Raw genomic sequence first — 22,566 nt, forward strand, 5'->3', positions numbered from 1 at the left:
TCATCCTCCTCACAACTAGCTGATGGTGGTCAAGCAGGAACAAGTTCGCTCACCGGTGCGCGGAGAGCGAGTCCGCGGCGCCGCCTGGTGAACAATTTCGGCTGATCCAGGCCGAGAACCGCAATCGGAGTACTCCCCCGGTAGTAGACGGCGAGGAAGCTGGTGGTCGTCAGATCACCGGCCTCGATCTCCAACCGGTCGTACCCGGTGGCGTCGCCCACGAACTGGAGCCTGACACCGTACTGATCGGACCAGAAGTAGTGCGGAGCGGATGGCTTCGTCGGAGCATCCGGGGCCAGGAGTGCCTCCACGGCGAGTCCGGCGCGCTCCGAAGCCCCGGTCCAGTGCTCCGCGCGGCAGTGGCGTCCGGTGGCCGGATCGAACCACGCGGCGCAGTCCCCCACGGCGGCGATGCCCGGGACACCGGTTCGACCCATGGCGTCGCAGAGCACACCTCGATCCAGTGCCACCCCGGAGGATTCCAGCCATTCGGTGTTCGGATCGGAGCCCACACCGACCACCACGACGTCGGCTGCGACGCGACGCCCGTCCTCGAGCCGCACGGCCGTGACACCGGACCCTGCGGTCTCGAAGCCCTCGATCACCGCGGACGAGATCAGCTCGACACCGTTGGCGGCGTGGAGCGCGGCCAGTACGCCTCCCATATCCGGCCCCAGTTGAGCCACGAAGGGAAGCGGTTTGGTGTCGATGACCGTCACGCGCATGCCACGCAGGACCGCTGCGGAGGCGACCTCGGCGCCGACGAACCCGGCGCCGATCACCACCAGCCTGCCACCGGGCCGCAGCGCGGGAGCAAGGCGCTGTGCGTCCGGCAGACTCCGCAGGGTGTGGACGTTGTCCAGACCGGAGAGCGCCGGCAGCGTGCGGGCCCGGGCTCCCGTGGCAATGACGATTCCGTCGGCAGTCAGAGCCCGGCCGTTCTCGAGCAGCAGTGTTCGCGAGGACGTGTCGAGGGCGACCGCCGCTGTCCCGAGCACCCACTCGGCCTCGATCTCCGCCGGATCCGACTCGAGCAGCAGGTCCTCGGCCCTGATCCGGCCGAGGAGGAAGTCCTTCGACAGCGGTGGCCGGTCGTAGGGCCGGTGGTGCTCATCACCGATCATGATCAGCCGCCCCGCAAATCCTCGGGCTCGTGCGGCTCGGGCCGCCGACAACCCGGCAAGAGATGCTCCTACAACCGCGAGGGTCTCCATCGACCTGTCCTCTTCATACTGCTTCTACTGCAACGCAAATCGTTATACGCAACAGGGTGTCCGATGCTCAGTGGCTACGTCAACCCTTTCCCGGTGCGGAAATCCAAAACCACAGGGCTCTTGACACGTCAAGAACCACTGCCAGACTGGTTGCATATCGTGATCAAAGTTGCTCACTGCGGAACGCTCCCGGCGGTCCAGGAGGAAGGTGCCACCCATGCACAAGGCATGTCCACTCAGCGAACTGGCACCGGGGGATACCCTGCGACTGGACACCTCGCCCCCCATCGCCGTTTTCCATACCGAGGAGGGCGAGCTCTTCGCTCTCGACGACACCTGCACACACCAGGACGCGTCCCTGGCCGACGGTTGGGTGGAGGACTGCTGGGTCGAGTGTCCGCTCCATGCCTCGAGGTTCAATCTGCGCACCGGCGGGGTCGATGCGCCACCTGCCAAGCTGCCGGTTCGCACCCACGAGGTCACGGTGGTCGACGGCGACATCATGGTGACGGAATCGACGGCGACACCCAATCTTCCGCCAGGTCTCTCGGTGGGAAGCGACACGTAGCTGCACCCGCCGTCTTTCGCTGACGCAGATCCAGGAGGCCCACCTGTGAGAACATCACCACGCGTCGTCATCATCGGAGCCGGCATCGTCGGCACCAATCTCGCCGACGAGCTCGCCGAACGCGGCTGGACGAATACGACGGTCGTGGAGCAGGGACCACTGGACCTGGCGGGGGGATCCACCTCGCACGCGCCCGGCCTGGTTTTCCAGACCAACCCCTCCAAGGCCATGACCGAGTTCGCCGGCTACACGGTCGGCAAACTGCTCTCGCTCAGCGCGGACGGTGTCTCCTGCTTCAACCAGGTGGGCGGCCTCGAGATCGCGACGACACCCGCCCGGTTCGAGGACCTCAAGCGCCGGCTGGGGTTCGCGACCTCCTGGGGTCTGGAGGGGCGCCTGATCGACCCGGACGAGTGCGAGAAACAGTACCCCCTCCTCTCGACGTCGCCCCTCGCCGACGGCCGCCGGATCCTGGGCGGCTATTTCGTCCCCTCCGATGGGCTCGCGTCGGCCGCACGTGCGACCCAGCTGCTGATCCGCAGGACCCGGGCGGCCGGAGTCGAGTATCTCGGGTCCACCACGGTCACCGGGATCACGCGCTCGGGGAGCAGGGTCACCGGTGTCGAGACGTCATCGGGCATGATCCAGGCCGACCTCGTGGTCTCCTGCGCAGGATTCTGGGGGCGTGAGCTGGGCCGGCTGGCGGGACTTGCCGTGCCGCTGCTGCCCCTGGCGCATCAGTACGTCACGACCACCCCGCTACGCGAGCTGCACGGGGTCAACGAGCTGCCGAACGGTGCGGGTAGGCCCATCCTCCGCTACCAGGACCGGGATCTGTACTTCCGCGAGCACGGCGACCGGATGGGCATCGGCAGCTACGCGCACAAGCCCCTGCCGGTGGACATGGACGAGCTGCCCCGGATCGATGCGAACGAGATGTCCGACCACCGCATGCCCTCCCGCCTCGCCTTCACGGAGGAGGACTTCGCCCCGTCCTGGGCGGACAGCCAGGAGCTGCTGCCCGCGCTGCGGTCGGTAGGGATCGAGGACGGCTTCAACGGCATCTTCTCCTTCACGCCCGACGGCGGCCCGCTCATGGGTGAGTCCCCCGACCTCGAGGGCCTCTTCGTCGCCGAGGCCGTCTGGGTGACGCACTCCGCCGGCGTCGCCAGGGCGATGGCCGAACTGCTGATCGAGGGCCGGTCCCGCACGGACCTGAGCGGCTGCGAACTCACGCGCTTCGAAAAGGTGCAGACCTCCGATGCCTATGTCAGCGAGACGTCGCAGCAGAACTTCGTGGAGATCTACGACGTCCTGCACCCGCTCCAGCCCAGGACGTCGCCCCGGGACCTCCGCGTGAGCCCGTTCAACGTCCGCCAGCGGGAGCTCGGCGCGGTGTTCCTCGAAGCGGCGGCATGGGAGCGCCCGCACTGGTTCGAAGCCAATCGTGGTCTGCTGGACGAACTGCCCGAGGAGTGGCGGCCGCCGGAGCGCGATCCCTGGTCCGCCCTGTTCTCCTCCCCCATCTCGGCGGCCGAGGCCTGGAGGACGCGCACCGCCGTCGGGCTCTACGACATGACGCCGCTCAAGCGGCTCTCCGTCACCGGCCCCGGTGCCGAGGCACTGCTGCATCGCCTCAGTACCGGCAACATCACCAAGAAGCCCGGCGCCGTGACGTACTGCCTGCTCCTGGCCGACGACGGCGGCATCCGCAGCGACGTGACGGTGGCCCGATTGTCGACAGAGGACTTCCAGCTGGGGGTCAACAGCAATGTGGATTTCGACTACCTCAGGGTCGCAGCGCGGCACCAGAGCGCCGCGGATCCCGCGCAGTGGGTGCAGATCACGGACATCACGGGCAGCACCTGCTGCATCGGACTGTGGGGTCCGCTGGCCCGCGAGGTGATCGGCAAGGTCAGTACCGACGATCTCAGCAACGACGCGCTGAAGTACTTCCGCACCAAGCAGATCAACGTGGGCGGGATCCCCGTCACGGCGATGCGGCTCTCCTACGTGGGCGAGCTCGGCTGGGAGCTCTACACAACGGCCGAGTACGGCCTGAAGCTGTGGGATCTCCTGTTCGAGGCCGGACGGGAGTACGGCATCGTCGCGGCCGGTCGCGGTGCCTTCAACAGCATGCGCCTCGAGAAGGGGTACCGGCTCTGGGGGACGGACATGACCTCGGAGCACCGCCCGCACGAGGCCGGCGTCGGCTTCTCCATCGCCAAGGACAAGACGGGCTTCGTCGGGGCCGAGGCCCTGGCTTCATCCCCTGCATCATCGGCGCACACTTCCCGGACGCTGCGCTGCCTGACGATCGACGACGGCACCTCGATGGTCCTGGGCAAGGAGCCCGTGTTCGTCGGTGATGAACTCACCGGCTACGTCACGAGCGCGGCCTACGGGTACACGGTCCGGACGCCGATCGCCTATGCCTGGCTGGCGGAGGCGATCGGCGTGGGAGACTCCGTGGAGATCGAGTACTTCGGGCGCCGCATCCCCGCGACGGTGACGGCCGAGCCACTCTTCGACCCCGGGATGGAGAGGCTGCGCGGTTGATCGATCGCTGATAGGCGGTTCAGCGCGTCTGGCTGCGGAGATGTTCCAGCACCACGGGGTCGATCCGCTCAGCGCCCAGCCAGCGCTCTTCCAGATTTTCCCGGCCGAAATACTCGAACAGCGCCTTCTCGACGTCCTGCCCCACGGCCACGTCATGCTTCCCCAGTAGACCGAGGACCTCCGCCCGCAGGGCCCCGTCGAGGGGCAGAGCCGTCGCCGGATCAGCGCGCTGGAAGTAGAAGTCGTGGAGTCCATGGAGGCGGCGAAGTTCCGTGATGGGTTCCGGATGGTCATCGACCCGGAGATCGAGCATCCTGTCATGGTTGCCGCCGTAGCCGCCGCCCTCCTTCACGACCAGGAGTGCTGCGGACTGCTGGCCCCGTTGATCCCCGCCTGCCTGCTGGGCGCGCTCGAGGGCGTCGATCAAACGGGTGACAAGGGGTTCTTGCGGTCTCGCCTGGAACCCGGCCGCAAGTCCCTCGACCACAGCGCGCCCGGCGAGGATGTTGCCCTGCGCCGCGAACCCGTCCCCGAGGAGCGACGAGGCGTGGTCGAAGCACTCCTGCCCGGTGAACGCGGCGCTCCGGCCGTCCGCGCTCACCATGCCGAACTGCCGTTGCTCGCGCAGCGGATCGTCGTGCAGCAGTCGCTCCACGCAGTCCTCCGGGCTGACGCCCTCACGCAGCAGGTCGAGGCCCCTGGAACCGATCGTCACGTCGACGAACGCCTGGCTGGCGATCGCACCGACACCGGCTGCAGCATACGGAACGAGGGCACCGACGGCCAGGAACTTCGACTGGACAGCGACGCCGAGCTCTCCGGACTGTGCATCGACCGCGACGATGGAGAAGGTCATCGGCCTCAGGCCCCGAATCGGGGCACCCGCTTCTCGCGGAAGGCTTCGAGACCCTCGCGGTAGTCGTCGGAGGCCGCGAGCACGGCCTGGGCGTCGTTCTCGGCGCTGATGGCGTCCCACAGCCCGAGGCGCTCGTCGCGGATCCGGTTGATCAGCTGCTTCGAGGCGACGTGTGCCTGCACGGGCCCGCTCGCCGCGCGGGAGGCCTTGGTCCGCGTGAAGTCGAGCAGGCCATCGGCGGGAAGCGCCCGGCTGAAGAGCCCGCCCCTCACGGCCTCGGTCCCGCTCATGAGATCACCCGTGTACATGAGGTCCAGGGCGCGGTGTGCGCCGAGCCGTTCCATGAACAGCCAGTGGCCGCCCGAATCGAGGACGAGTCCCAGATTCGCGAAGGGCGAACCGACCTTGGCGTTCTCAGCCACGTAGACGACGTCCGTGGCGATCAGCAGTCCGAGCCCGACGCCGAGGCATGCTCCCTGCGCCGCGGCGAAGGTCGGAGCGGGGAAGTCGGCCATCTTCTGCAGCAGCGGCGTCAGCGTGGTGTCGAGGAATCCGAAGGCGTCGTCATTGCCGGGTTCGACGGTGCCGAGGTTGCGGCCAGCGCAGAACGCCCGGCCCTCGCCGCGCAGGACCAGCGCCCGCACAGTCCCCTCCCGCACACCGACGGCGGCGTCGTCGTAGGCCGTCGCGAGATCCTCGAGGGCCTGCGTGTCGACGGCATTGAGGCGGTACGGGGCGTCGAGCACCACCTCGGCGATGCCGTCGGCAATGGTCAGGCGGATCATGCCGGCGTCGGTACCGGCTGACGACGTCGTTTCGGACTCTGCTGACACGGACCTGCTCCTAGGCGTCGTAGTCGACGGTCACGGCGTCGCTGGTGGGGTGGGCCTGGCAGGTGAGGACGAAGCCGTCGGCCACCTCGTCGGGCTCGAGGGCGTAGTTCTCCGCCATGTCCACCGTCCCCTCGACCACCTTGGCCCGGCAGGTGCCGCACACCCCGCCGGCGCAGGCGAAGGGCACATCCGGGCGTACCCGCAGGGCCGCGTTGAGAATCGACTCGCGCGCGTGGGTGGGGCTCTGCACGGAACCCTTCAGTCCGTCGAGATTGAAGGAGATCGTGTAGCTCTCGCCGCTCTCGTCCGCGACCACGGGACGCCCGATACTTCCCTCGGGCCGGGTGGGCTCTCCTGTGGTGAACAGTTCGAAGCGGATCTTCTCGGCCTCGACCCCGCGCTCGGCCAGGGAGTCGCGGCACAGCTGCACGAGCTCGAACGGCCCGCACAGGAACCACTCGTCCACCTGATCGGCCGGCAGCACCGACCCCAGCAGCTTCTCCAGCTTCTCGGAGTCGATGCGCCCGGAGAGCAGGGGCGAGATGCGCTGTTCCCTGGACAGGACGTGGTGCACGGCGAAGCGCGCGGGGTAGCGGTCCTTGAGGTCGGCGATCTCCTCGAGGAACATCACGTCCATCGCGGCCTTGTTCGCGTACACGAGATCGAACCGCACATTGGGGCCGGCGGCGAGCATGGAGCGCGCGATGGAGATCACGGGGGTGATCCCGGACCCGGCGGCGACGGCGACGAGCGAGACGGCCTGGTCCCCCGGCGTCGAGCGCGGGGTGAACTGCCCGAGCGGGCTCATGGCCTCGAGCATGTCTCCCGCCGTCAGCGACTCGTTGACCCAGGTGGAGAAGACACCACCGAGGTCACGCTTCACCGCCACGCGCAGCTCGCCCGGTCTGGGGTCCGCGCAGATCGAGTAACTGCGGCGCACTTCCTTCGGCTCGCCGTCGATGTCGAGGGTGGTCCGCAGCGCCACGTACTGCCCGGGGAGGTAGTCGTACTTGTCCTGCAGCTCTGCGGGGACGTCGAGGGTCACCTCGACGGCGTCGTCGGTCAGGCGACGGACCTCGCGCACGGCGAGGCTGTGGAAGGCGCTGCGGCGCTTGGTGGAGGGGGCGAGGACGACGGCCATCAGTGCACCTTGAAGTAGTCGAAAGGTTCCTTGCAGTCGCTGCAGACGTAGAGCGCCTTGCAGGACGTGGAGCCGAAGCGGGTGAGCTCGCGCGTGTTGAGCGACGAGCACTGGGGGCACTTGACGCTGAGGCCCACGCGGACGGGTCCTGCTGCGGCCTTACCCGTGGGTGGGGCGATACCGTACTCCTCGAGCTTCGCCTTGCCGTCGTCGCTCATCCAGTCGGTGGTCCAGGCCGGCGAAAGGACAAGCCGGACCGCGACGTCGTCGTACCCTGCCCCGCTCAGCGCGGTGGTGACGTCGTCGCGGATGGCATCCATCGCGGGGCACCCCGAGTACGTGGGGGTGATCGTCACCTGCACCTGCCCGGACTCCGCCAGGTGCGCATCGCGGAGAATGCCGAGATCCTCGATGGTGAGCACGGGGATCTCCGGATCGCACACGGTGGCGGCGATGTCCCACACGGCGGCGTCGGTCGGCGTGGGCGGCCGGAGCTGACCGACGGTCACCACGATGCTCCCGGGTACTCGCGCGCCAGGACCTGCAGTTCGGCGAGGATGTAGCCCAGGTGCTCGCTGTGGCGACCCTGCCGTCCGCCGCCGATGGCGCCGGGCACCTCGGGGACGTCCAGTTCCGCCTCGTCGAGCACGATCCCGACCGCCGCGTCGAAGGACGGCCGGAGACTGCTGGGGCGCACACCGGCGTCGCCGAGCTCGTCGTTGAGCGGCTGGTCGGTGAACAGTTCCTCCACGTAGGGCCAGGTGACTCTCAACCCCGCGATCATCCGGCGGCGGGACTCCTCCGTGCCCTGCGCGAGGCGCAGCACCCATTGGATGCTGTGGTCGCGGTGGTAGTCCACTTCCTTGACCGCCTTCGCGGCGATCGCGGCGAGAGTCGGGTCGCTGGAGTCCACGAGGCGCGAGTACAGCTCCCACTGGTACAGGGCGACGACGAACTGGCGGGCGATGGTGCGGGCGAAGTCCCCGTTGGGCTGCTCCACGAGATGCACGGAGCGGAACTCGGGTTCGCGCCGGAAGTAGGCGAGATCGTCCTCGGTCTTGTCCCACGCACGACCGGCGTAGGTGAGGAACGAGCGGGCATGACCGATCTGGTCGAGTGCGATGTTCCCGAGGGCCACGTCCTCCTCGAGTTCGGGCGCCCGGGAGATCCACCAGCCCAGCCGCTGCGCCAGGATGAGCGCGTCGTCGCCGAGCCATAGCGCGTACTGCGCGACGGCGTCGTCGGGCCCCGTCTCCAGCAGCGCGATGTCCTCGGGGCGCAGCGCGTTGCCCGGGGTGATGCGGGTGGCGCTGGCATTGGCCTCGCTCACAGGTGCTTCACTCCCTCGCTCTTCGTGTAGTAGGTGGCGTGCCGGTAGTCCTTGCCCTGCGGCGACTCGAAGAACTGGTCCTTCGCGTCGGGATCACTGGTGACGATCGACGTCGCCGGCACCACCCACAGACTCACGCCCTCATTGCGCCGCGTGTAGAGATCGCGGGCATTCCTGAGGGCCATTTGCGCATCCGGTGCGTGCAGCGAGCCGGCATGGACATGGGAGAGCCCGCGCGAGGACCGCACGAAGACCTCCCACAGCGCCCAGGGTGCGCGGGGTTCCTGGGGGCCCGACGACGGTGCCGTCGCGCCGTCGTCGCCCGTCGTCGATCCGCCGGTCACCTAGGCCGCCTGCGCATACTTGAGGGCCTGCTTCTCGGCGTAGGCCGCCGCGGCCTCGCGGACCCAGGCGCCGTCCTCGTGCGCCTCGCGCCGGCGTTCCATGCGCTGGGCGTTGCAGGGTCCGCGGCCGGCGAGGACCTCCTTGAACTCGTTCCAGTCCAGGGGTCCGTGCTCCCAGCGGCCGGTCTCCTCGTTGTAGCGGATCTCCTTGTCGGGGAGCTCGAGACCGAGGGCCTTCACCTGCTCGGCGATCATGCCCACGAAGCGCGAGCGCAGTTCGTCGTTGGAGAAGCGCTTGATCTTCCACTCCATCGACTTCTGCGAATTGGGAGAATCCTCGTCGGGCGGACCGAACATCATGAGCGAGGGCGCGTACCAGCGGTTCACGGCGTCCTGGGCCATGGCGCGCTGCTCGGGCGTGCCGTTGGCGAGTTCGAGCAGGATCTCGAAGCCTTGCCGCTGGTGGAACGACTCCTCCTTGCACACGCGTACCATCGCGCGGCCGTACGGGCCGTAGGAGGCCCGGCAGAGAGGCACCTGGTTGCAGATGGCCGCGCCGTCGACGAGCCAGCCGATGGCACCGATGTCCGCCCAGGTCAGGACGGGGTAGTTGAAGATGCTCGAGTAGCGGGCCTTGCCGGCGATGAGGTCCTCGGTCATCTTGTCGCGCGGCGTCCCGAGGGTCTCGGCGGCCGAGTAGAGGTACAGGCCGTGGCCCGCCTCGTCCTGCACCTTGGCCATGAGCACGGCCTTGCGCTTGAGCGAGGGCGCCCGGGTGATCCAGTTGGCCTCGGGCTGCATACCGATGATCTCGGAGTGCGCGTGCTGGGAGATCTGCCGGGTGAGGGCCTTGCGGTAATCCGCCGGCATCCAGTCGCGCGGTTCGATCCGGGAGTCCTGCGCGATGAGTTCGTTGAAGAGCTGCTCTCCGGCAGTGTCCTCGTCCACGCGGCTACCCGCGTCGATCGCTGTGGTCGTCATGGTGTCTACCTCGTTCGTCCGGACGCCCGGCTCAATTACCGACCGTTCGTTCAGTATAGGGAGCGCTTCTCCGGGCAGTCAACGGCAAACCGACCGACCGTTCGTGCGAAAATGACATCATGACGACTGTCGGTCCCGCATCTGCCCCTTCCACGCGCCGTGGTCGGCCGGGCTACGATCAGCAGTCCGTGCTAGCCGTCGCCGTCACCGCCTTCAACCGCTACGGCTACGAGGCGACGTCGATGGGCATGCTGGCCGAGGAACTGGGGATCAGCAAGTCCGCCATCTACCACCACGTCCCCTCCAAGGGTGACCTGCTGCGGCTGGCTCTGGACCATGCGCTGGGTGGACTGGAGTCGGTCCTCGAGGACGATCGCGCCGTCACCGGTGCTGCCGATGCCCGCCTCGAGTTCGTGCTGCGCGGCACCATCGCCGTCCTGATCGAGCGGCTGCCGTTCGTGACGCTCCTGTTGCGACTCCGCGGCAACACGGAGATCGAGCGGGAGGCACTCGACCGACGTCGTACGTTCGACCGGGAGGTCGCGGCTCTCGTCGACGCCGCCCGTCAGGAGGGGTCGATTCGCAGGGACATCGATCCCAGGACCACCACGCGCTTCATCTTCGGCACCATCAACTCCATCGTGGAGTGGTACCGGCCGGGCGGGCCGCTGACCGCCCAGAAGCTGGCCGACGACGTCATCCTGATGGTGTTCGAGGGCCTGCACTGCCGCTAGCCGGCCCGTTTCTCGCGGCTCGGGCGTTCGGGGCCTCGCGCGCTCCTCGTTCCCACCGTCCGGGCTCGTACGGTGGGAACGACCGTTCCTTCCCTCTGCTCTGCCTCGACCGGTGGGATTGCCCGTCCGGGGTGGCGTCGCTCCCACTGCTGGGCTTCGTCCGGTGGGATTGCCCGTCCGGGGCGGCGTCGCTCCCACTGCTGGGCTTCGTCCGGTGGGATTGACCGTCCGGGGCGACGCCGCTCCCACTGCTGGGCTTCGTCCGGTGGGATTGACCGTCCGGGGCGACGCCGCTCCCACTGCTGGGCTTCGTCCGGTGGGATTGACCGTCCGGGGCGGCGTCGCTCCCAACGATCGGCCTCACCAAGTGGGATCGACGGTTCTTTCCCAGCTCCCGCCGCCGAACCCTGGGATTGGGCGGCACCAACGTCGTCAGGCATTCCGCGTGGCGCCCTGTTCCCTATGTGCCGCTCGCTAAGAGGAGCGATCATCCCTTGCAGCAAACGCCACCGAATCTGCGGACCAGATTGATGTCCACATAGCCCTCCCGGTGCATCACCATCGGTGCCATCTCGGGCAAGCTCGGCGCATGGATGTTGTCGATGTGCTGACGAAGCTCGGCGGGGTGGCACGGACGCGCGAACTCGTCGCCGCCGGAGCGAGCACGAGCGCGCTCGCCCGGGCGTGCAGCGGAGAACTGATCGTCCGCGCGGCGAGGGGAATATACGCCCTGCCCGGTGGGAACGGTGACCTGTTGGCGGCACGCTGCTCCGGCGCCGAGCTGTCCTGCATCAGTGCAGCCCAGCAGCGCGGGCTTTGGGTGCTACGACCTCCGACCCTCCTGCACGTGAGCGTCGACCATGGCAGATTCGTTCCGAGCAGTCGCCTGCGACTTCACCGCGCCAGGCTTCCCCTCTCGACCCTGTCGATCTGCATCCAGTGTGCCCGTTGTGTTCCGCAACTCGACGCCCTGTGCGTCGTCGAGTCGGCCGTCGTGCTCGGCCTCGTCGATCTTGCCGAGCTGAGAACGGCCGCAGGGAGCCGCCGGGCCGGTGCACTCAGGCACGTGATCGAGCTGATCGACCCGCATTCCCAGTCCGTTCTCGAGACCGTTGCGCGGTATCACCTTGTTGAAGCGGGTTTTACCGTCGCATCGCAGGTGCATGTCGGAGGAGTCGGGCGGATCGATCTGTTCGTGGATGGCGTCCTGGGGATCGAAGCGGACGGACGCGAGTTCCACAGTGAGCGCCGCGAATTCGAGGAGGACCGCCGCCGTTGGAATCTGCTCACCACCAAGGGTGTGCCAATCCTTCGCGTCAGCCGGAACCTTCTCCTTAATCAACCGGCTCAGTTCATCCACCTCGTCACCTCAGCGCTGGCCTCACATTCACCGCAGAGATAAGGCGCCGGATCGAAACGTGCCGTCCTGGTTCGCGTGCTTCACTCCCGCCGTCCAACGTTGCCCGGCGGGAACGAGCACCGTAACGGCCTCGAGCAGCGCGTCGGCCCCAGTGCTCGGCGTCCGGCAGCGGGAACGAGCAACCGATCCCACCAACCGGGCTCGACCAATGGGAACGAGGGCCCCAACAGCCTGGAGCAGCGCGTCAATCTCAGCACTCGGCGTCCGGCAGCGGGAACCAGGGCGCCGACAACCTGGAGCAGCCCGCCAATCCCAACTCTCGGCATCCGCCAGTGGGGACGAGCAGCCGATCCCACCAACCGGGCTCGACCACTGGGAACAAGCGACCCTACAGCGTCAATCCCACCAACCGGGCGTGAACAATGGGGACGAGCGACACAGCGGCGCGAAGCAGCCTGCCGATCCCAGCACTCGGCCTCCGGCAGTGGGAACAAGCGACCCTACAGCGTCGATCCCACCAACCGGGCGTGGACAGTGGGAACGAGCTACCCCACGGCGTCGATCCCACCAACCGGACCCAACCAACGGGAACGAGCACCGTAAGGCCTCGAGCAGCGCATCGATCCCACCAATCGGGTCTGAACAGCGGGAACGAGCACCCTGACGACGTGGAGTAACATGTCGATCCCAGTACTCGGCCTCGGGCACTGGGAGCAAGCAGCCAATCCCACCGACGAGTTTCCACGGGTGGGATCGAGGCTACGAAGGAGCCCGGCGCGAAGAACCCGTCACGAAGAACCTCGTCACGGGCGGGATCGAGGCTACGAGGGAGCCGGACCCAAAAGCCGGGCCCGGAAACAGAGCTACTTCTCCACGAGGGTCAGGACGTCGTAGGTGGCCACGATCTCGTCGTCCTGGTTGTGCAGCACCGCGTCCCAGGCCACCTCGCCGTACTCGTCCGTCTCCCGCGGCGTGATGCGCTTGGCGGTCAGGGTCACGCGGATGGAGTCCCCGGCGGCGACGGGCGTGATGAAGCGCAGATTCTCCAGGCCGTAGTTCGCCAGCACGGGCCCGGGCTCCGGATCCACGAACAGACCGGCACCCCAGGACAGCAGCAGGTAACCGTGCGCCACGATCCCCGGGAAGAAGGGATTCGCCGCTGCGGCCTCCTCGTTGGTGTGGGCGTAGAACGTGTCGCCGGTGGTCTCGGCGAAGGCGCTGATGTCCTCGAGGGTCACCTGGCGCAGCTCCGAGCGGACGGCGTCGCCGATGCGCAGGGTCGCGAGGTCCTTGCGGAACGGGTGGCCGTCGTCGAACCGGCGATCGGCCCCGGCGTGCCACTCCCCCGTGATGCTGGTGAGCATGTTCGGCGAGCCCTGGACCGCCGTGCGCTGCATGTGGTGCAGCACCGAGCGCATGCCGCCGAGTTCCTCGCCGCCGCCGGCCCGTCCGGGTCCGCCGTGCACGAGATGCGGCACGGGCGAGCCGTGACCGGTGGAGCTGCGGGCGTCCTCGCGATTGAGGATCAGCACGCGCCCGTGGTGCGCGGCGATGCCCAGCACGAGTTCCTGCGCGACGGCGGGGTCGTCGGTGCAGACGGTCGCCACGAGGGATCCCGAGCCGAGCGCCGCGAGCCGGATGGCGTGCGGCAGATCCTCGTACCCGATCACCGAGGCCACCGGCCCGAAGGCCTCGACTGAGTGCAGCGCTCCGGCCTCGACGTCGTCCCAGGTGAGCAGCACCGGCTCCATGAACGCACCGTCCGGCGCCTTGCCGGAGGTGTTGTCGGCGAGCACGACGTCGGGCGCGTCGAGCGAGCCGAAGGCCACCGACGCTCCGCCGGCGAGGAGTTCCCGAACGGAGTCCTGCACACCTTCGAGCTGCGCCAGTGACGCGAGCGCTCCCATGGTGACGCCCTCGGCGCGCGGATCGCCCAACGTCACCCGCGACCGGATGCGCTCCCCGGCGGCGCGGACGACGTCGTCGACCAGCGCCTCGGGCACGATGGACCGGCGGATGCTGGTGCACTTCTGGCCCGCCTTGACCGTGACCTCCGTGACGAGGGACTTCACGAAGGCGTCGAACTCGGGCGTGCCGGGAACGGCGTCGGGGCCGAGGATCGCCGCATTCAGGGAGTCCGTCTCGCTCGTGAAGCGCACCCCGCCCTGCTCGACGGACGGATGCGACTTGAGCATGGTGGCGGTCGACGCGGAGCCCGTGAACGCCACGAGATCGCGGTAGTCGAGATGATCGAGGATGTCGCGTGCCGGGCCGGAGATGAGCTGGAGCGCTCCGGCGGGCAGGATCGCCGAACCGATCATGAGCTTCACCACGGCCGCGGTGAGGAAGCCGGTGGGGGTCGCGGGTTTGACGATCGTCGGCACACCGGCGAGGAATGCGGGCGCGAACTTCTCGAGCATGCCCCACACCGGGAAGTTGAACGCGTTGATCTGCACGGCGACACCGGGGATCCGCGTATAGATGTGCGTGCCGAGGAACGAGCCGTCCTTCGAGAGCACCTCCGCGGGACCGTCGACGATCACGTGCGAGTTCGGCAGTTCGCGGCGCCCCTTCGAGCCGAAGGTGAACAGCACGCCGATGCCACCATCGATGTCGACCATCGAATCGATCCTCGTTGCGCCTGTCCTGGCGGACAGTTCGTACAGCGGGTCGCGCTGCGCGTTGAGGTACTGCGCCAGCTCCTTGAGCTTGAGCGCGCGCTCGTGGAAGGTCATGCGGCCGAGCTCGGTCTGCCCCGTGGTCCGTGCGAAGCGGATGGCGGCGGCGGTGTCGATCCCCGCGGTGCTTACGACGGCGAGCTCCTCGCCGGTGCTGGCGTCGCGGACCACGGTGCCGTCCTCATCCGCTGCTGCGCGGTCGGGTGTCCACCAGGCGTCCTCGAGGAAGCTGGGGACGACGTCGATCTGTACTCGCTCCGGGGCGGTGGTCATGATCCGCTCACCTTTCACTGGTTCTGTCGGGGTCTGTCGGGGGAGGTTCGGGACCGGTCAGGGCTGACAACTGTCAGGGAGCGGGCGACGCCGGGGTGCCCCAGTCGAAGAAGCCGCCGCCGCTCTTGCGCCCGAGCCGGCCCTGCGCCACCAGCTCGCGCAGGATGACAGGCGGCGCGAAGCGCGGACCGAGGGTCGATTCGAGATACTCCGCGATGCCGAGCCGGACGTCGAGACCCACGATGTCGGTGGTGCGCAGCGGCCCCACCGGGTGCTTGTACCCGAGGACCATCGCCGCGTCGATGTCCTCCGCCGTCGCCACGCCCTCCTCGAGCATGCGCATGGCCTCCAGGGCGATCGCGACGCCCAGCCGGGAACTGGCGAAGCCGGGGGTGTCCTGCACGACGACGGCGGTCTTGCCGAGCGCCGCGACCCAGGACCGCGTGGCCGCCTCGAGCTCGGCGGATGTCTGCGCTCCGAGGACCACCTCGATGAGCGTGGAGGCGGGGACCGGATTGAAGAAGTGGAGACCGCAGAAGCGCTCGGGCCGCTCCAGCGCGCCGGCGAGCGCATCGACCGAGAGTGAGGACGTGTTCGTGGCGAGCCAGGCGTCGTCGTCGAGCACGGCCTCCACGGCCTGCAGGGCCTCCCGCTTCAGGGCCGGGTCCTCGGGCACGGCCTCGACCACGAGCCCGCACGGGGCGAAGGAGCCGTACTCCGTGGACACGGACACCCGGTGCTTCAGCGCCTCGTGGTCCTCCGTCGTCGTGCCGCGCTCCACACTGCGGTCGATCGCTGCGGCGACACGGTCGAGCGCGGCGGCCGCAGCGGCGTCGTCCCGCTCGACGACGACGACGTCGGCGCCCGCGAGGCAGAAGGCGTGGGCGATGCCGGCTCCCATGCGCCCTCCGCCGAGCACACCGACGCGCGCGGGGATCCCGCTCATGAGCTCTTCTTCCGGTCCAGGAACCCCTGCATGCGGTCGAATTTCGCCTCGGACTCGAACAGGACGGCCTGCGCGAGCTGGTCGATCACCGGATGTGCCTCCCGCGGCGCATGGAACACGCTCTTGGTGATGCGGGTCGCCAGCGGATCCTGCCGGCCGATCCGGTCAGCGAGCTCGTGGGCCGCCGTCAGGAGATCCTCGGGCTCGTGGAGGGTGCTGACGAGCCGGACGTCGAGGGCCTCCTCGGCCGAGAGGATGCGTCCGGCGAGCAGGATTTCCTTTGCCAGCGGCTCCCCTACGAGCTCCTTCAGCCGCCACGTCGCACCGGCCGCCGGGAGGATGCCCAACCCGGTCTCGGGGTTGCCGAGCCGGAGGCGCGGTGTCCCCAGGCGGAAGTCGGCGGCGAAGGCGAGCTCGGCCCCGCCGCCGAGCGCATGCCCGTCGAGGGCCGCGATGACGGGCAGGGGCAGGGCGGCGATGCGCGCGAACAGGGTCGAGTTGATGCCCGCGAGCGCGTCGTCGCGCCGACGCTCCCGCAGTTCGGCGATGTCCGCCCCGGAGGCGAAGACGCCGTCGGATCCGGTGAGGATGAGGATGCGCGGCGTCTGCTCGAGCGAGGCGCAGACCGCGTGCAGCTCGTCGACCATCTGCCGGTCGATGGCGTTGCGGACCTCGGGCCGGTGCAGTTCGACGACGACGCGATCGTCGCCCTCCGTGATCCTGAGCGCACCGGCCATCAGACGCCCTCGACGAGCATCGCCGTGCCCTGCCCCACGCCCACGCACATGGTCGCGAGGCCGAGCCGCCGCGACGAACCTGCGAGTTCGCGCTCGAGCCGGCCGAGCAGGGTGATGGCGATGCGGGAGCCCGAGGAGCCGAGCGGATGCCCGAGGGCGATCGCGCCGCCGTCGCGGTTGACGATCTCCTCGTCGAGGCCGAGCCGGCGGATGCAGGCGAGCGACTGCGTGGCGAAGGCCTCGTTGAGCTCCACGGCACCGAGTTCGCCGACGGAGAACCCGGTGCGGTCGAGCACCTTCTGTGTGGCCGGCACGGGGCCGATCCCCATGATCTCGGGCGGCACACCGGCGGAGGCGCCGTCGAGGATACGTGCGCGGGGCGTCAGGCCGTGGCGCTGAAGGGCGGCCTCGGAGGCGACGATCACGGCGGAGGCGCCGTCGTTGAGCGAACTCGAATTACCTGCCGTGACGATGCCGTCGGGCTTCACGATGGGGCGGAGTCCGGCGAGCGCCTCGAGCGTGGTGTCGGCGCGGGGCCCCTCGTCGGTGTCCACGGAGAAGGAGGTCTTGCCGCGATTGACCTGCACGGGGAGGATCTCGTCGGCGAAGTGCCCTGCCTCCGTCGCCGCGAGCGCCCGCTGGTGCGAGCGGAGCGCGAAGGCGTCGGCGTCGTCGCGGGAGATCCGATCGACCTCCGCGACCTCCTCGGCCGTCTCCGGCATGGAGTAGGTGGCCTTGTCGCGGGCGGCGAGCACCGGGTTGGTGAAGCGCCAGCCGATGGAGGTGTCGGCGACGGCGCCGGGCCGGGCGAAGGCTTTCTCCGGCTTCTCCATGACCCAGGGCGCACGGCTCATGGACTCGACCCCGCCGGCGATCACGATGTCCGCCGCTCCGGCCTTGATCATGTGGGACGCCATGATGATGGCGGACAGGCCCGAGGCGCAGAGGCGGTTGACCGTGATGCCGGGAACGGTGTCGGGGAACCCGGCGAGGAGGGAAGCGAGGCGTGCCACGTTGCGGTTCTCCTCGCCGGCTCCGTTGGCGTTGCCGAGGATCACCTCGTCGACGGCGGCGGGGTCCAGGCCGGTGCGCTCGACGACGGCGGAGAGTGTGAGCGCCGCGAGATCGTCCGGTCGGATACTGGAGAGCGCTCCGCCGTAGCGCCCGACAGGGGTGCGGACACCCCCCACCAGGAAAGCCTCGGCCATTCTCGTCTCCCTCGTCGTCGTGGTGCGTCAGGCTCACATCCGGAGGAATTACCGAACGCTCGTTCTGTAAAAGCCTGCTCAACGATTGCATGCCCTCCCAGCACGGTCAACCGCCTGTTGCCAGGGCGCGGAGCGAGGGTGGCAGGATGGAATGCATGACCGCTGAAGCCGCCACACCCGAGCCCCGTGTACCCGAACCCGCGAGGAGGGTGCCCTCGGAGCGCACCCACCACGGCGACACCTTCGTGGATCACTACGACTGGATGCGCGACAAGGAGAACCCCGACGTCGTCGAGTACCTCACGCGCGAGAACAGCTACACCGACGCCGTCACCGGCCACCAGCAGCCGCTCCGGGACGCCATCTTCGCCGAGATCAAGGAGCGGACGCAGGAGACGGATCTCTCCGTGCCGTCCCGCAAGAAGGGCTGGTGGTACTACGCACGGACCGAGGAGGGCCGGCAGTACGCGATCCAGTGCCGCGTCGCCGCCGAGGAGACCGGCGATCCCACCCGCGACTGGACGCCGCCCGAGGTGGTCCCCGGGCAGCCCGTACCCGGTGAGCAGATCATGCTCGACGGCAATCTCCTCGCCGAGGGCAAACCGTTCTTCTCGCTCGGCGGTCTGGCCGTGACCGAGGACGGCACTCTGCTGGCCTACAGCGAGGACAATGCCGGTGACGAACGCTTCACGCTGCGCATCAAGGACCTCGCTTCCGGCGAGCTCCTGCCCGACGAGGTCCCCCACGTCTTCTACGGGCTGGCGTTCTCGCCCGACGGCTCGCGCGTCTACTACACCGTGGTCGACGATTCCTGGCGCCCCTACCAGGTGAAGGCGCACGTGCTGGGCACTCCGGTGGCCGACGACGTCGTCGTGTACCAGGAGGACGACGTCGCCATGTGGACCGGCTTCGAGATCTCGGCCGATCGCAGCCGGCTCATGATCAGCATCGGCCACTCCGAGTACAGCGAGTACCGCGTGCTGGACCTCGCCCGGCCCGACGCCGGGCTGAGAACCCTGATCTCCCGCGACGAGCGCATCCTGTACGATGCCGAACCCGTCACCGTCGCCGGCGTACCGCACTACCTGCTGACCCACAACCGCGACGCGAAGAACTCGATGGTGAGCCTCGTGGCCGCCGATCAGTTCTCCCTCCCCCTGGCGGAGCAGGCGTGGACCACGATCATCCCGCACGACGACGCCGTGCGCGTGGACGGGCTGTCCCTCACGCGCACCCACGTGGTGCTGTCGGTGCGCCGGAACACGATCGACCGCGTGCAGGTCCTCCCACTCGACGGTCTCGGGACGCCCGAGCAGTTCCTGCCGGCCGAACCGGACTTCGACGAGGAGCTGTTCACGAGCAACCTCGCGAACGCCGAGTTCGACTCCCCGGTCATCCGCCTCTCCTACACCTCCTATCTGACGCCTCCGCGGGTGTACGACTACGTGCTTCAGGACGGTTCGCTGCTGCTGCGCAAGGAGACCGAGGTGCTCGGCGGCTACGACAGCACCCAGTACGTGGCCGAGCGCCAGTGGGCGCCGGCGGCCGACGGGACGCTGATCCCGCTCTCGGTGGTCCGGCCCGCGGAGCTCGTCCGGGACGGGACGAACCCGGCCGTGGTCTACGCCTACGGCAGCTACGAAGTGAGCATGGACCCGGGGTTCTCGATCGCCCGGCTGTCCCTGCTGGACCGTGGGATCATCTTCGTCACCGCCCACGTCCGCGGCGGCGGCGAGATGGGGCGCAGCTGGTACGAGCAGGGCAAGAAGCTCGCGAAGAAGAACACCTTCACGGACTTCGTCGACGCCACCTCGTACCTGGTCGGCTCCGGGTGGGCCGACGAGCACCGGATCGCCGCCATCGGCGGTTCCGCAGGCGGTCTCCTCATGGGCGCCGTCGCCAATCTGGCCCCGGAGAAGTACCGGGCCATCGTGGCGCAGGTCCCGTTCGTGGACGCCCTGACCACCATCCTCGACCCGGAGCTGCCGCTGTCGGCCCTCGAGTGGGAGGAATGGGGCAACCCGATCACCGACCCGGAGGTATACCGGTACATGAAGGAGTACACGCCCTACGAGAACGTGCGTCCCGTGGCCTACCCGCGCATCGCCGCCGTCACGAGCTTCAACGACACGCGCGTGCTCTACGTGGAGCCGGCGAAGTGGGTGGCCGAGCTGCGGCGGACGACGACGGGCACGGAGCCGATCGTCCTCAAGACCGAGATGGACGGCGGTCACGGCGGGGCCAGCGGACGCTACTCCCGATGGCGCGACGTCGCCTGGGACTATGCCTTCGCCGCGGACGCCATCGGTGCCACCGACAGGGTGGACAGCGACAGAGTGGACAGCGCCCGAGTGGACAGCGCCCGAGAAGCCTCCGACGATGTACAGGACAGCCCGTCATGACGGACCCCAGGAGCATCCGGTGACACCTGCGACGTCGGACGACGCCACCCCGTGGACCATCACGCTCGGCGAACTGGACGAGAAGATGGGCGTGCGCATCCTCGAACAATCCGCGGACCGCGTGGTGGCGACGATGCCGGTCGAGGGGAACCGGCAGTCCTTCGGGCTCCTGCACGGGGGTGCCTCCCTCGCCGTGGGGGAAGCCGTGGGCTCATGGGCGGCCGTGATCCACGCCTCGACCCTCGGCAAGACGGCGGTGGGCGTCGACGTCTCGGCGACCCACCACAAGGGCGCCCGGGAGGGCCTGATCACGATCACCGCGACCCCCCTCCACCTGGGCCGCACCGTGACCACCCACGAGGTCCTGCTCAGCAACGAGGCGGGCCAGCGCATCTGCACCCTGCGGATCACGAATCTCCTCCTCGACCGGCCGATCCCCACGGCTCCGCCCACCGCCTGACACCGGGCGAAGCCCCGCGCCGGACGGGACCTGGCGCCAGAAGTGCGCCGAACCTGACGGTGGCTGCCGCGCGTTCAGGAAAGGCGCCTGGGTGCACAGGGCTTCGGCCCGGCCGTCGTGCAAACGCCGGACACGCGCTGCGTGCAGTCTCAGGATCAGTCGGCCCAGCCCGGGTCGGTCAGGCGGGCCCTCAGCAGCTCCAGCTCCTCCTCGCTCAGGCCGCCGGTGCGCAGCAGCTCCGCCGCGTCCAGGGATGCGAGCAACTCGTGCAGGAACCCTTCGGCGTCCTCGAGCCAGGCGGCCAGCTCCTCGTCCGAGCGGGGGGTCTCGTGCGGAGTCTCCTGGCCCCGGTACCGATCGTTGACGGCGGTCACGGCCGCGGCGTAGTCGGCAACAATGGCGGAGTGCGGCACCTGCGCGGCGCTCAGGAGCAGCGCCACCACCATCCCGGTGCGATCCCGGCCCGCGGCGCAGTGCACCACGACACCGCCGACGGGAGCGGAGACGAACGCTCGGGCTATCGCAGCGAACTTGCGGGGCCAACGTAGGAGATTCTCGCCGTAGTGCTCCGGAGTGTTCAGATAGGGGCCGGTGAGTGCCATGAATTCGGCGTCCGACTGGTCCTCGGTGGGCAGATTGTGGAGCCTGAACCGGTCGAGGACCTCGGGCGGAACGGCCGGGTCGGTGGGGCGGCGGCCGAGTTCGAAGGGATTGCGCAGATCGATGACGGTGCGCACGCCGTCGTCCCAGGCCTGGTCCCACCCGCTCTGCGTGACCCACTCATGTCGGCCCATCCGGTAGAGCCGGCCGCGTTGCACGAGGCCGGTCCCGCCGAGATCCCGCGCGTTCACCGCGCCCTCCCACAGAGCATCCGGGGACGAGCCGACGGCGGCGGGCGGAGGGGCTGCTGGTACGGCGTCCATGCCCGAAGCGTAGCAACGCCTGCCGACGCCCGGGCAGGTTCGCGCAGCTAGACTCGACGGGTGACTCCAGAGCTCCCCCGCACGGTATCCGACATCTTCGACCCCTTCCGCTGGCGTACGGTCACGGGGTTCGAGGACTTCACGGATCTGACCTACCACCGCCAGGTGGAGCGCGACGCATCGGGGGCCGTCGTCCGTGACCTCCCCACCGTCCGCATCGCCTTCGACCGCCCGGAGGTACGCAACGCCTTCCGCCCCGGCACCGTGGACGAGCTCTACCGGGCCCTGGATCATGCCCGCATGACGCCCGACGTCGCCACCGTTCTCCTGACCGGCAACGGCCCCAGCCCCCGCGACGGCGGACACTCGTTCTGCTCCGGCGGCGACCAGCGTATCCGCGGCCGTGACGGCTACCGGTACGCGGACGGTGAGACGACGGAGACCATCGATCCCGCACGTGCCGGGCGGCTCCACATCCTGGAGGTGCAGCGGCTCATCCGCACCATGCCCAAGGTCGTCATCGCCGTCGTCAACGGGTGGGCCGCCGGCGGCGGGCACAGCCTGCACGTCGTCGCGGATCTGACGCTGGCCAGCGCCCAGCACGGCAGGTTCAAACAGACCGACGCGAGCGTGGGCAGTTTCGACGCCGGGTACGGCTCAGCCCTGCTCGCACGGCAGATCGGCCAGAAGAAGGCGCGGGAGATCTTCTTCCTCGCCCGCGAGTACTCCGCGCAGGAGATGGTGGACATGGGTGCGGTCAACGAGGCCGTCGACCACGCCGACCTGGAGACGACGGCGCTCGCCTATGCCGCTGATATCGCAGCCCAGAGCCCGCAGGCCATCAGGATGCTGAAGTTCGCCTTCAACCTCGCCGACGACGGCCTGGCAGGCCAGCAGGTCTTCGCAGGCGAAGCCACCCGACTGGCCTACATGACGGACGAGGCGGTGGAGGGCAAGGAGGCGTTCCTCGAGAAACGAGCTCCGGACTGGTCCCCCTTCCCCTACTACTTCTAGGAGCA

The 22,566-nt window shown here is 68.8% G+C and carries 20 protein-coding genes; 7 read left to right on the forward strand and 13 right to left on the reverse strand.

Annotated elements, in window-relative coordinates:
• Positions 1-29 precede the first annotated feature (29 nt).
• The gene (locus tag E8P82_RS00085; RefSeq protein WP_136452461.1) at positions 30-1,214 is read right to left on the reverse strand and encodes an NAD(P)/FAD-dependent oxidoreductase; all 1,185 of its coding nucleotides are present in this window, start codon (positions 1,212-1,214) and stop codon (positions 30-32) included.
• Positions 1,215-1,431: 217 nt separating this feature from the next.
• Here E8P82_RS00085 and E8P82_RS00090 point away from each other — a divergent pair, with 217 nt between their 5' ends.
• On the forward strand, positions 1,432-1,782 hold the full coding sequence (locus E8P82_RS00090; protein ID WP_136452462.1) for a bifunctional 3-phenylpropionate/cinnamic acid dioxygenase ferredoxin subunit: 351 nt from the start codon (positions 1,432-1,434) through the stop codon (positions 1,780-1,782).
• A gap of 45 nt (positions 1,783-1,827) precedes the next feature.
• Positions 1,828-4,341, forward strand: coding sequence for a GcvT family protein (locus E8P82_RS00095; protein ID WP_136452463.1), 2,514 nt, complete (start codon positions 1,828-1,830; stop codon positions 4,339-4,341).
• Between the two features lie 19 nt (positions 4,342-4,360).
• On the opposite strand, the gene E8P82_RS00100 is transcribed toward E8P82_RS00095, so the two are convergent.
• The 7 genes from E8P82_RS00100 to paaA are packed head-to-tail and all read right to left on the reverse strand — an operon-like array spanning position 4,361 to position 9,826.
• Positions 4,361-5,197 (reverse strand): DUF1028 domain-containing protein, encoded by an 837-nt coding sequence (locus E8P82_RS00100; protein ID WP_136452464.1) that lies wholly within the window; start codon positions 5,195-5,197, stop codon positions 4,361-4,363.
• A 5-nt stretch (positions 5,198-5,202) separates the two neighbouring features.
• Complete coding sequence (locus tag E8P82_RS00105) at positions 5,203-5,982, reverse strand: enoyl-CoA hydratase/isomerase family protein (protein ID WP_136452866.1); 780 nt, start codon at positions 5,980-5,982, stop codon at positions 5,203-5,205.
• 58 nt (positions 5,983-6,040) lie between these two features.
• Complete coding sequence (paaE, locus tag E8P82_RS00110) at positions 6,041-7,171, reverse strand: 1,2-phenylacetyl-CoA epoxidase subunit PaaE (protein WP_136452465.1); 1,131 nt, start codon at positions 7,169-7,171, stop codon at positions 6,041-6,043.
• A complete protein-coding gene (gene paaD / locus E8P82_RS00115) occupies positions 7,171-7,683 on the reverse strand; it encodes a 1,2-phenylacetyl-CoA epoxidase subunit PaaD (RefSeq protein ID WP_136452466.1) in 513 nt (170 codons plus the stop codon). The genes paaE and paaD overlap by 1 nt, the downstream gene beginning before the upstream one ends.
• The gene (paaC, locus tag E8P82_RS00120; protein ID WP_136452467.1) at positions 7,677-8,501 is read right to left on the reverse strand and encodes a 1,2-phenylacetyl-CoA epoxidase subunit PaaC; all 825 of its coding nucleotides are present in this window, start codon (positions 8,499-8,501) and stop codon (positions 7,677-7,679) included. Before paaC ends, paaD begins: the two co-directional genes overlap by 7 nt.
• Positions 8,498-8,845 (reverse strand): 1,2-phenylacetyl-CoA epoxidase subunit PaaB, encoded by a 348-nt coding sequence (gene paaB, locus E8P82_RS00125; protein ID WP_136452468.1) that lies wholly within the window; start codon positions 8,843-8,845, stop codon positions 8,498-8,500. The genes paaC and paaB overlap by 4 nt, the downstream gene beginning before the upstream one ends.
• Positions 8,846-9,826 carry a 1,2-phenylacetyl-CoA epoxidase subunit PaaA gene (gene paaA / locus E8P82_RS00130; RefSeq protein WP_136452469.1) on the reverse strand — a complete coding sequence of 327 codons (981 nt, stop codon included), beginning with the start codon at positions 9,824-9,826 and terminating at the stop codon, positions 8,846-8,848.
• A gap of 119 nt (positions 9,827-9,945) precedes the next feature.
• Here paaA and E8P82_RS00135 point away from each other — a divergent pair, with 119 nt between their 5' ends.
• Both E8P82_RS00135 and E8P82_RS00140 read left to right on the forward strand, forming a co-directional pair.
• Positions 9,946-10,560: a TetR/AcrR family transcriptional regulator gene (locus E8P82_RS00135; protein WP_136452470.1), complete on the forward strand. Its 615-nt coding sequence runs from the start codon at positions 9,946-9,948 to the stop codon at positions 10,558-10,560.
• 589 nt (positions 10,561-11,149) lie between these two features.
• The gene (locus E8P82_RS00140; RefSeq protein WP_136452471.1) at positions 11,150-11,962 is read left to right on the forward strand and encodes a type IV toxin-antitoxin system AbiEi family antitoxin domain-containing protein; all 813 of its coding nucleotides are present in this window, start codon (positions 11,150-11,152) and stop codon (positions 11,960-11,962) included.
• 821 nt (positions 11,963-12,783) lie between these two features.
• On the opposite strand, the gene paaZ is transcribed toward E8P82_RS00140, so the two are convergent.
• From paaZ to E8P82_RS00160, 4 genes are all read right to left on the reverse strand, one after another.
• Positions 12,784-14,871 carry a phenylacetic acid degradation bifunctional protein PaaZ gene (gene paaZ, locus E8P82_RS00145; RefSeq protein ID WP_136452472.1) on the reverse strand — a complete coding sequence of 696 codons (2,088 nt, stop codon included), beginning with the start codon at positions 14,869-14,871 and terminating at the stop codon, positions 12,784-12,786.
• A gap of 73 nt (positions 14,872-14,944) precedes the next feature.
• The gene (locus tag E8P82_RS00150; RefSeq protein ID WP_136452473.1) at positions 14,945-15,817 is read right to left on the reverse strand and encodes a 3-hydroxyacyl-CoA dehydrogenase family protein; all 873 of its coding nucleotides are present in this window, start codon (positions 15,815-15,817) and stop codon (positions 14,945-14,947) included.
• On the reverse strand, positions 15,814-16,554 hold the full coding sequence (locus E8P82_RS00155; RefSeq protein WP_136452474.1) for an enoyl-CoA hydratase/isomerase family protein: 741 nt from the start codon (positions 16,552-16,554) through the stop codon (positions 15,814-15,816). The genes E8P82_RS00150 and E8P82_RS00155 overlap by 4 nt, the downstream gene beginning before the upstream one ends.
• Complete coding sequence (locus E8P82_RS00160; RefSeq protein ID WP_136452475.1) at positions 16,554-17,762, reverse strand: acetyl-CoA C-acyltransferase; 1,209 nt, start codon at positions 17,760-17,762, stop codon at positions 16,554-16,556. Before E8P82_RS00160 ends, E8P82_RS00155 begins: the two co-directional genes overlap by 1 nt.
• Positions 17,763-17,917: 155 nt before the next feature.
• Between E8P82_RS00160 and E8P82_RS00165 the strand changes: the two genes are divergently transcribed.
• Both E8P82_RS00165 and E8P82_RS00170 read left to right on the forward strand, forming a co-directional pair.
• The gene (locus E8P82_RS00165; protein WP_136452476.1) at positions 17,918-20,164 is read left to right on the forward strand and encodes a S9 family peptidase; all 2,247 of its coding nucleotides are present in this window, start codon (positions 17,918-17,920) and stop codon (positions 20,162-20,164) included.
• 85 nt (positions 20,165-20,249) lie between these two features.
• Entirely contained in the window at positions 20,250-20,624 is a 375-nt protein-coding gene (locus tag E8P82_RS00170) for a PaaI family thioesterase (protein ID WP_246020891.1), read from the forward strand.
• Positions 20,625-20,779: 155 nt separating this feature from the next.
• Here the strand turns inward: E8P82_RS00170 and E8P82_RS00175 are convergent, their stop codons facing one another.
• Positions 20,780-21,547, reverse strand: a complete 768-nt coding sequence (locus E8P82_RS00175) for a tyrosine-protein phosphatase (RefSeq protein WP_136452478.1) — start codon at positions 21,545-21,547, stop codon at positions 20,780-20,782.
• 60 nt (positions 21,548-21,607) lie between these two features.
• Here E8P82_RS00175 and E8P82_RS00180 point away from each other — a divergent pair, with 60 nt between their 5' ends.
• Positions 21,608-22,561 (forward strand): 1,4-dihydroxy-2-naphthoyl-CoA synthase, encoded by a 954-nt coding sequence (locus E8P82_RS00180; RefSeq protein ID WP_136452479.1) that lies wholly within the window; start codon positions 21,608-21,610, stop codon positions 22,559-22,561.
• Positions 22,562-22,566 lie beyond the last annotated feature (5 nt).

The organism is Arthrobacter echini (assembly GCF_004803505.1).
Lineage (GTDB): Bacteria > Actinomycetota > Actinomycetes > Actinomycetales > Micrococcaceae > Arthrobacter_D > Arthrobacter_D echini.

Coding starts and splice junctions, on each gene's coding strand:
- E8P82_RS00085 (WP_136452461.1), bottom strand. CDS start 1,214: ATGGAGACCCTCGCGGTTGTAGGAGCATCTCTTGCCGGGTTGTCGGCG.
- E8P82_RS00090 (WP_136452462.1), top strand. CDS start 1,432: ATGCACAAGGCATGTCCACTCAGCGAACTGGCACCGGGGGATACCCTG.
- E8P82_RS00100 (WP_136452464.1), bottom strand. CDS start 5,197: ATGACCTTCTCCATCGTCGCGGTCGATGCACAGTCCGGAGAGCTCGGC.
- E8P82_RS00105 (WP_136452866.1), bottom strand. CDS start 5,982: ATGATCCGCCTGACCATTGCCGACGGCATCGCCGAGGTGGTGCTCGAC.
- paaE (WP_136452465.1), bottom strand. CDS start 7,171: ATGGCCGTCGTCCTCGCCCCCTCCACCAAGCGCCGCAGCGCCTTCCAC.
- paaA (WP_136452469.1), bottom strand. CDS start 9,826: ATGACGACCACAGCGATCGACGCGGGTAGCCGCGTGGACGAGGACACT.
- E8P82_RS00135 (WP_136452470.1), top strand. CDS start 9,946: ATGACGACTGTCGGTCCCGCATCTGCCCCTTCCACGCGCCGTGGTCGG.
- E8P82_RS00140 (WP_136452471.1), top strand. CDS start 11,150: ATGGATGTTGTCGATGTGCTGACGAAGCTCGGCGGGGTGGCACGGACG.
- paaZ (WP_136452472.1), bottom strand. CDS start 14,871: ATGACCACCGCCCCGGAGCGAGTACAGATCGACGTCGTCCCCAGCTTC.
- E8P82_RS00150 (WP_136452473.1), bottom strand. CDS start 15,817: ATGAGCGGGATCCCCGCGCGCGTCGGTGTGCTCGGCGGAGGGCGCATG.
- E8P82_RS00155 (WP_136452474.1), bottom strand. CDS start 16,554: ATGGCCGGTGCGCTCAGGATCACGGAGGGCGACGATCGCGTCGTCGTC.
- E8P82_RS00160 (WP_136452475.1), bottom strand. CDS start 17,762: ATGGCCGAGGCTTTCCTGGTGGGGGGTGTCCGCACCCCTGTCGGGCGC.
- E8P82_RS00165 (WP_136452476.1), top strand. CDS start 17,918: ATGACCGCTGAAGCCGCCACACCCGAGCCCCGTGTACCCGAACCCGCG.
- E8P82_RS00170 (WP_246020891.1), top strand. CDS start 20,250: ATGGGCGTGCGCATCCTCGAACAATCCGCGGACCGCGTGGTGGCGACG.
- E8P82_RS00175 (WP_136452478.1), bottom strand. CDS start 21,547: ATGGACGCCGTACCAGCAGCCCCTCCGCCCGCCGCCGTCGGCTCGTCC.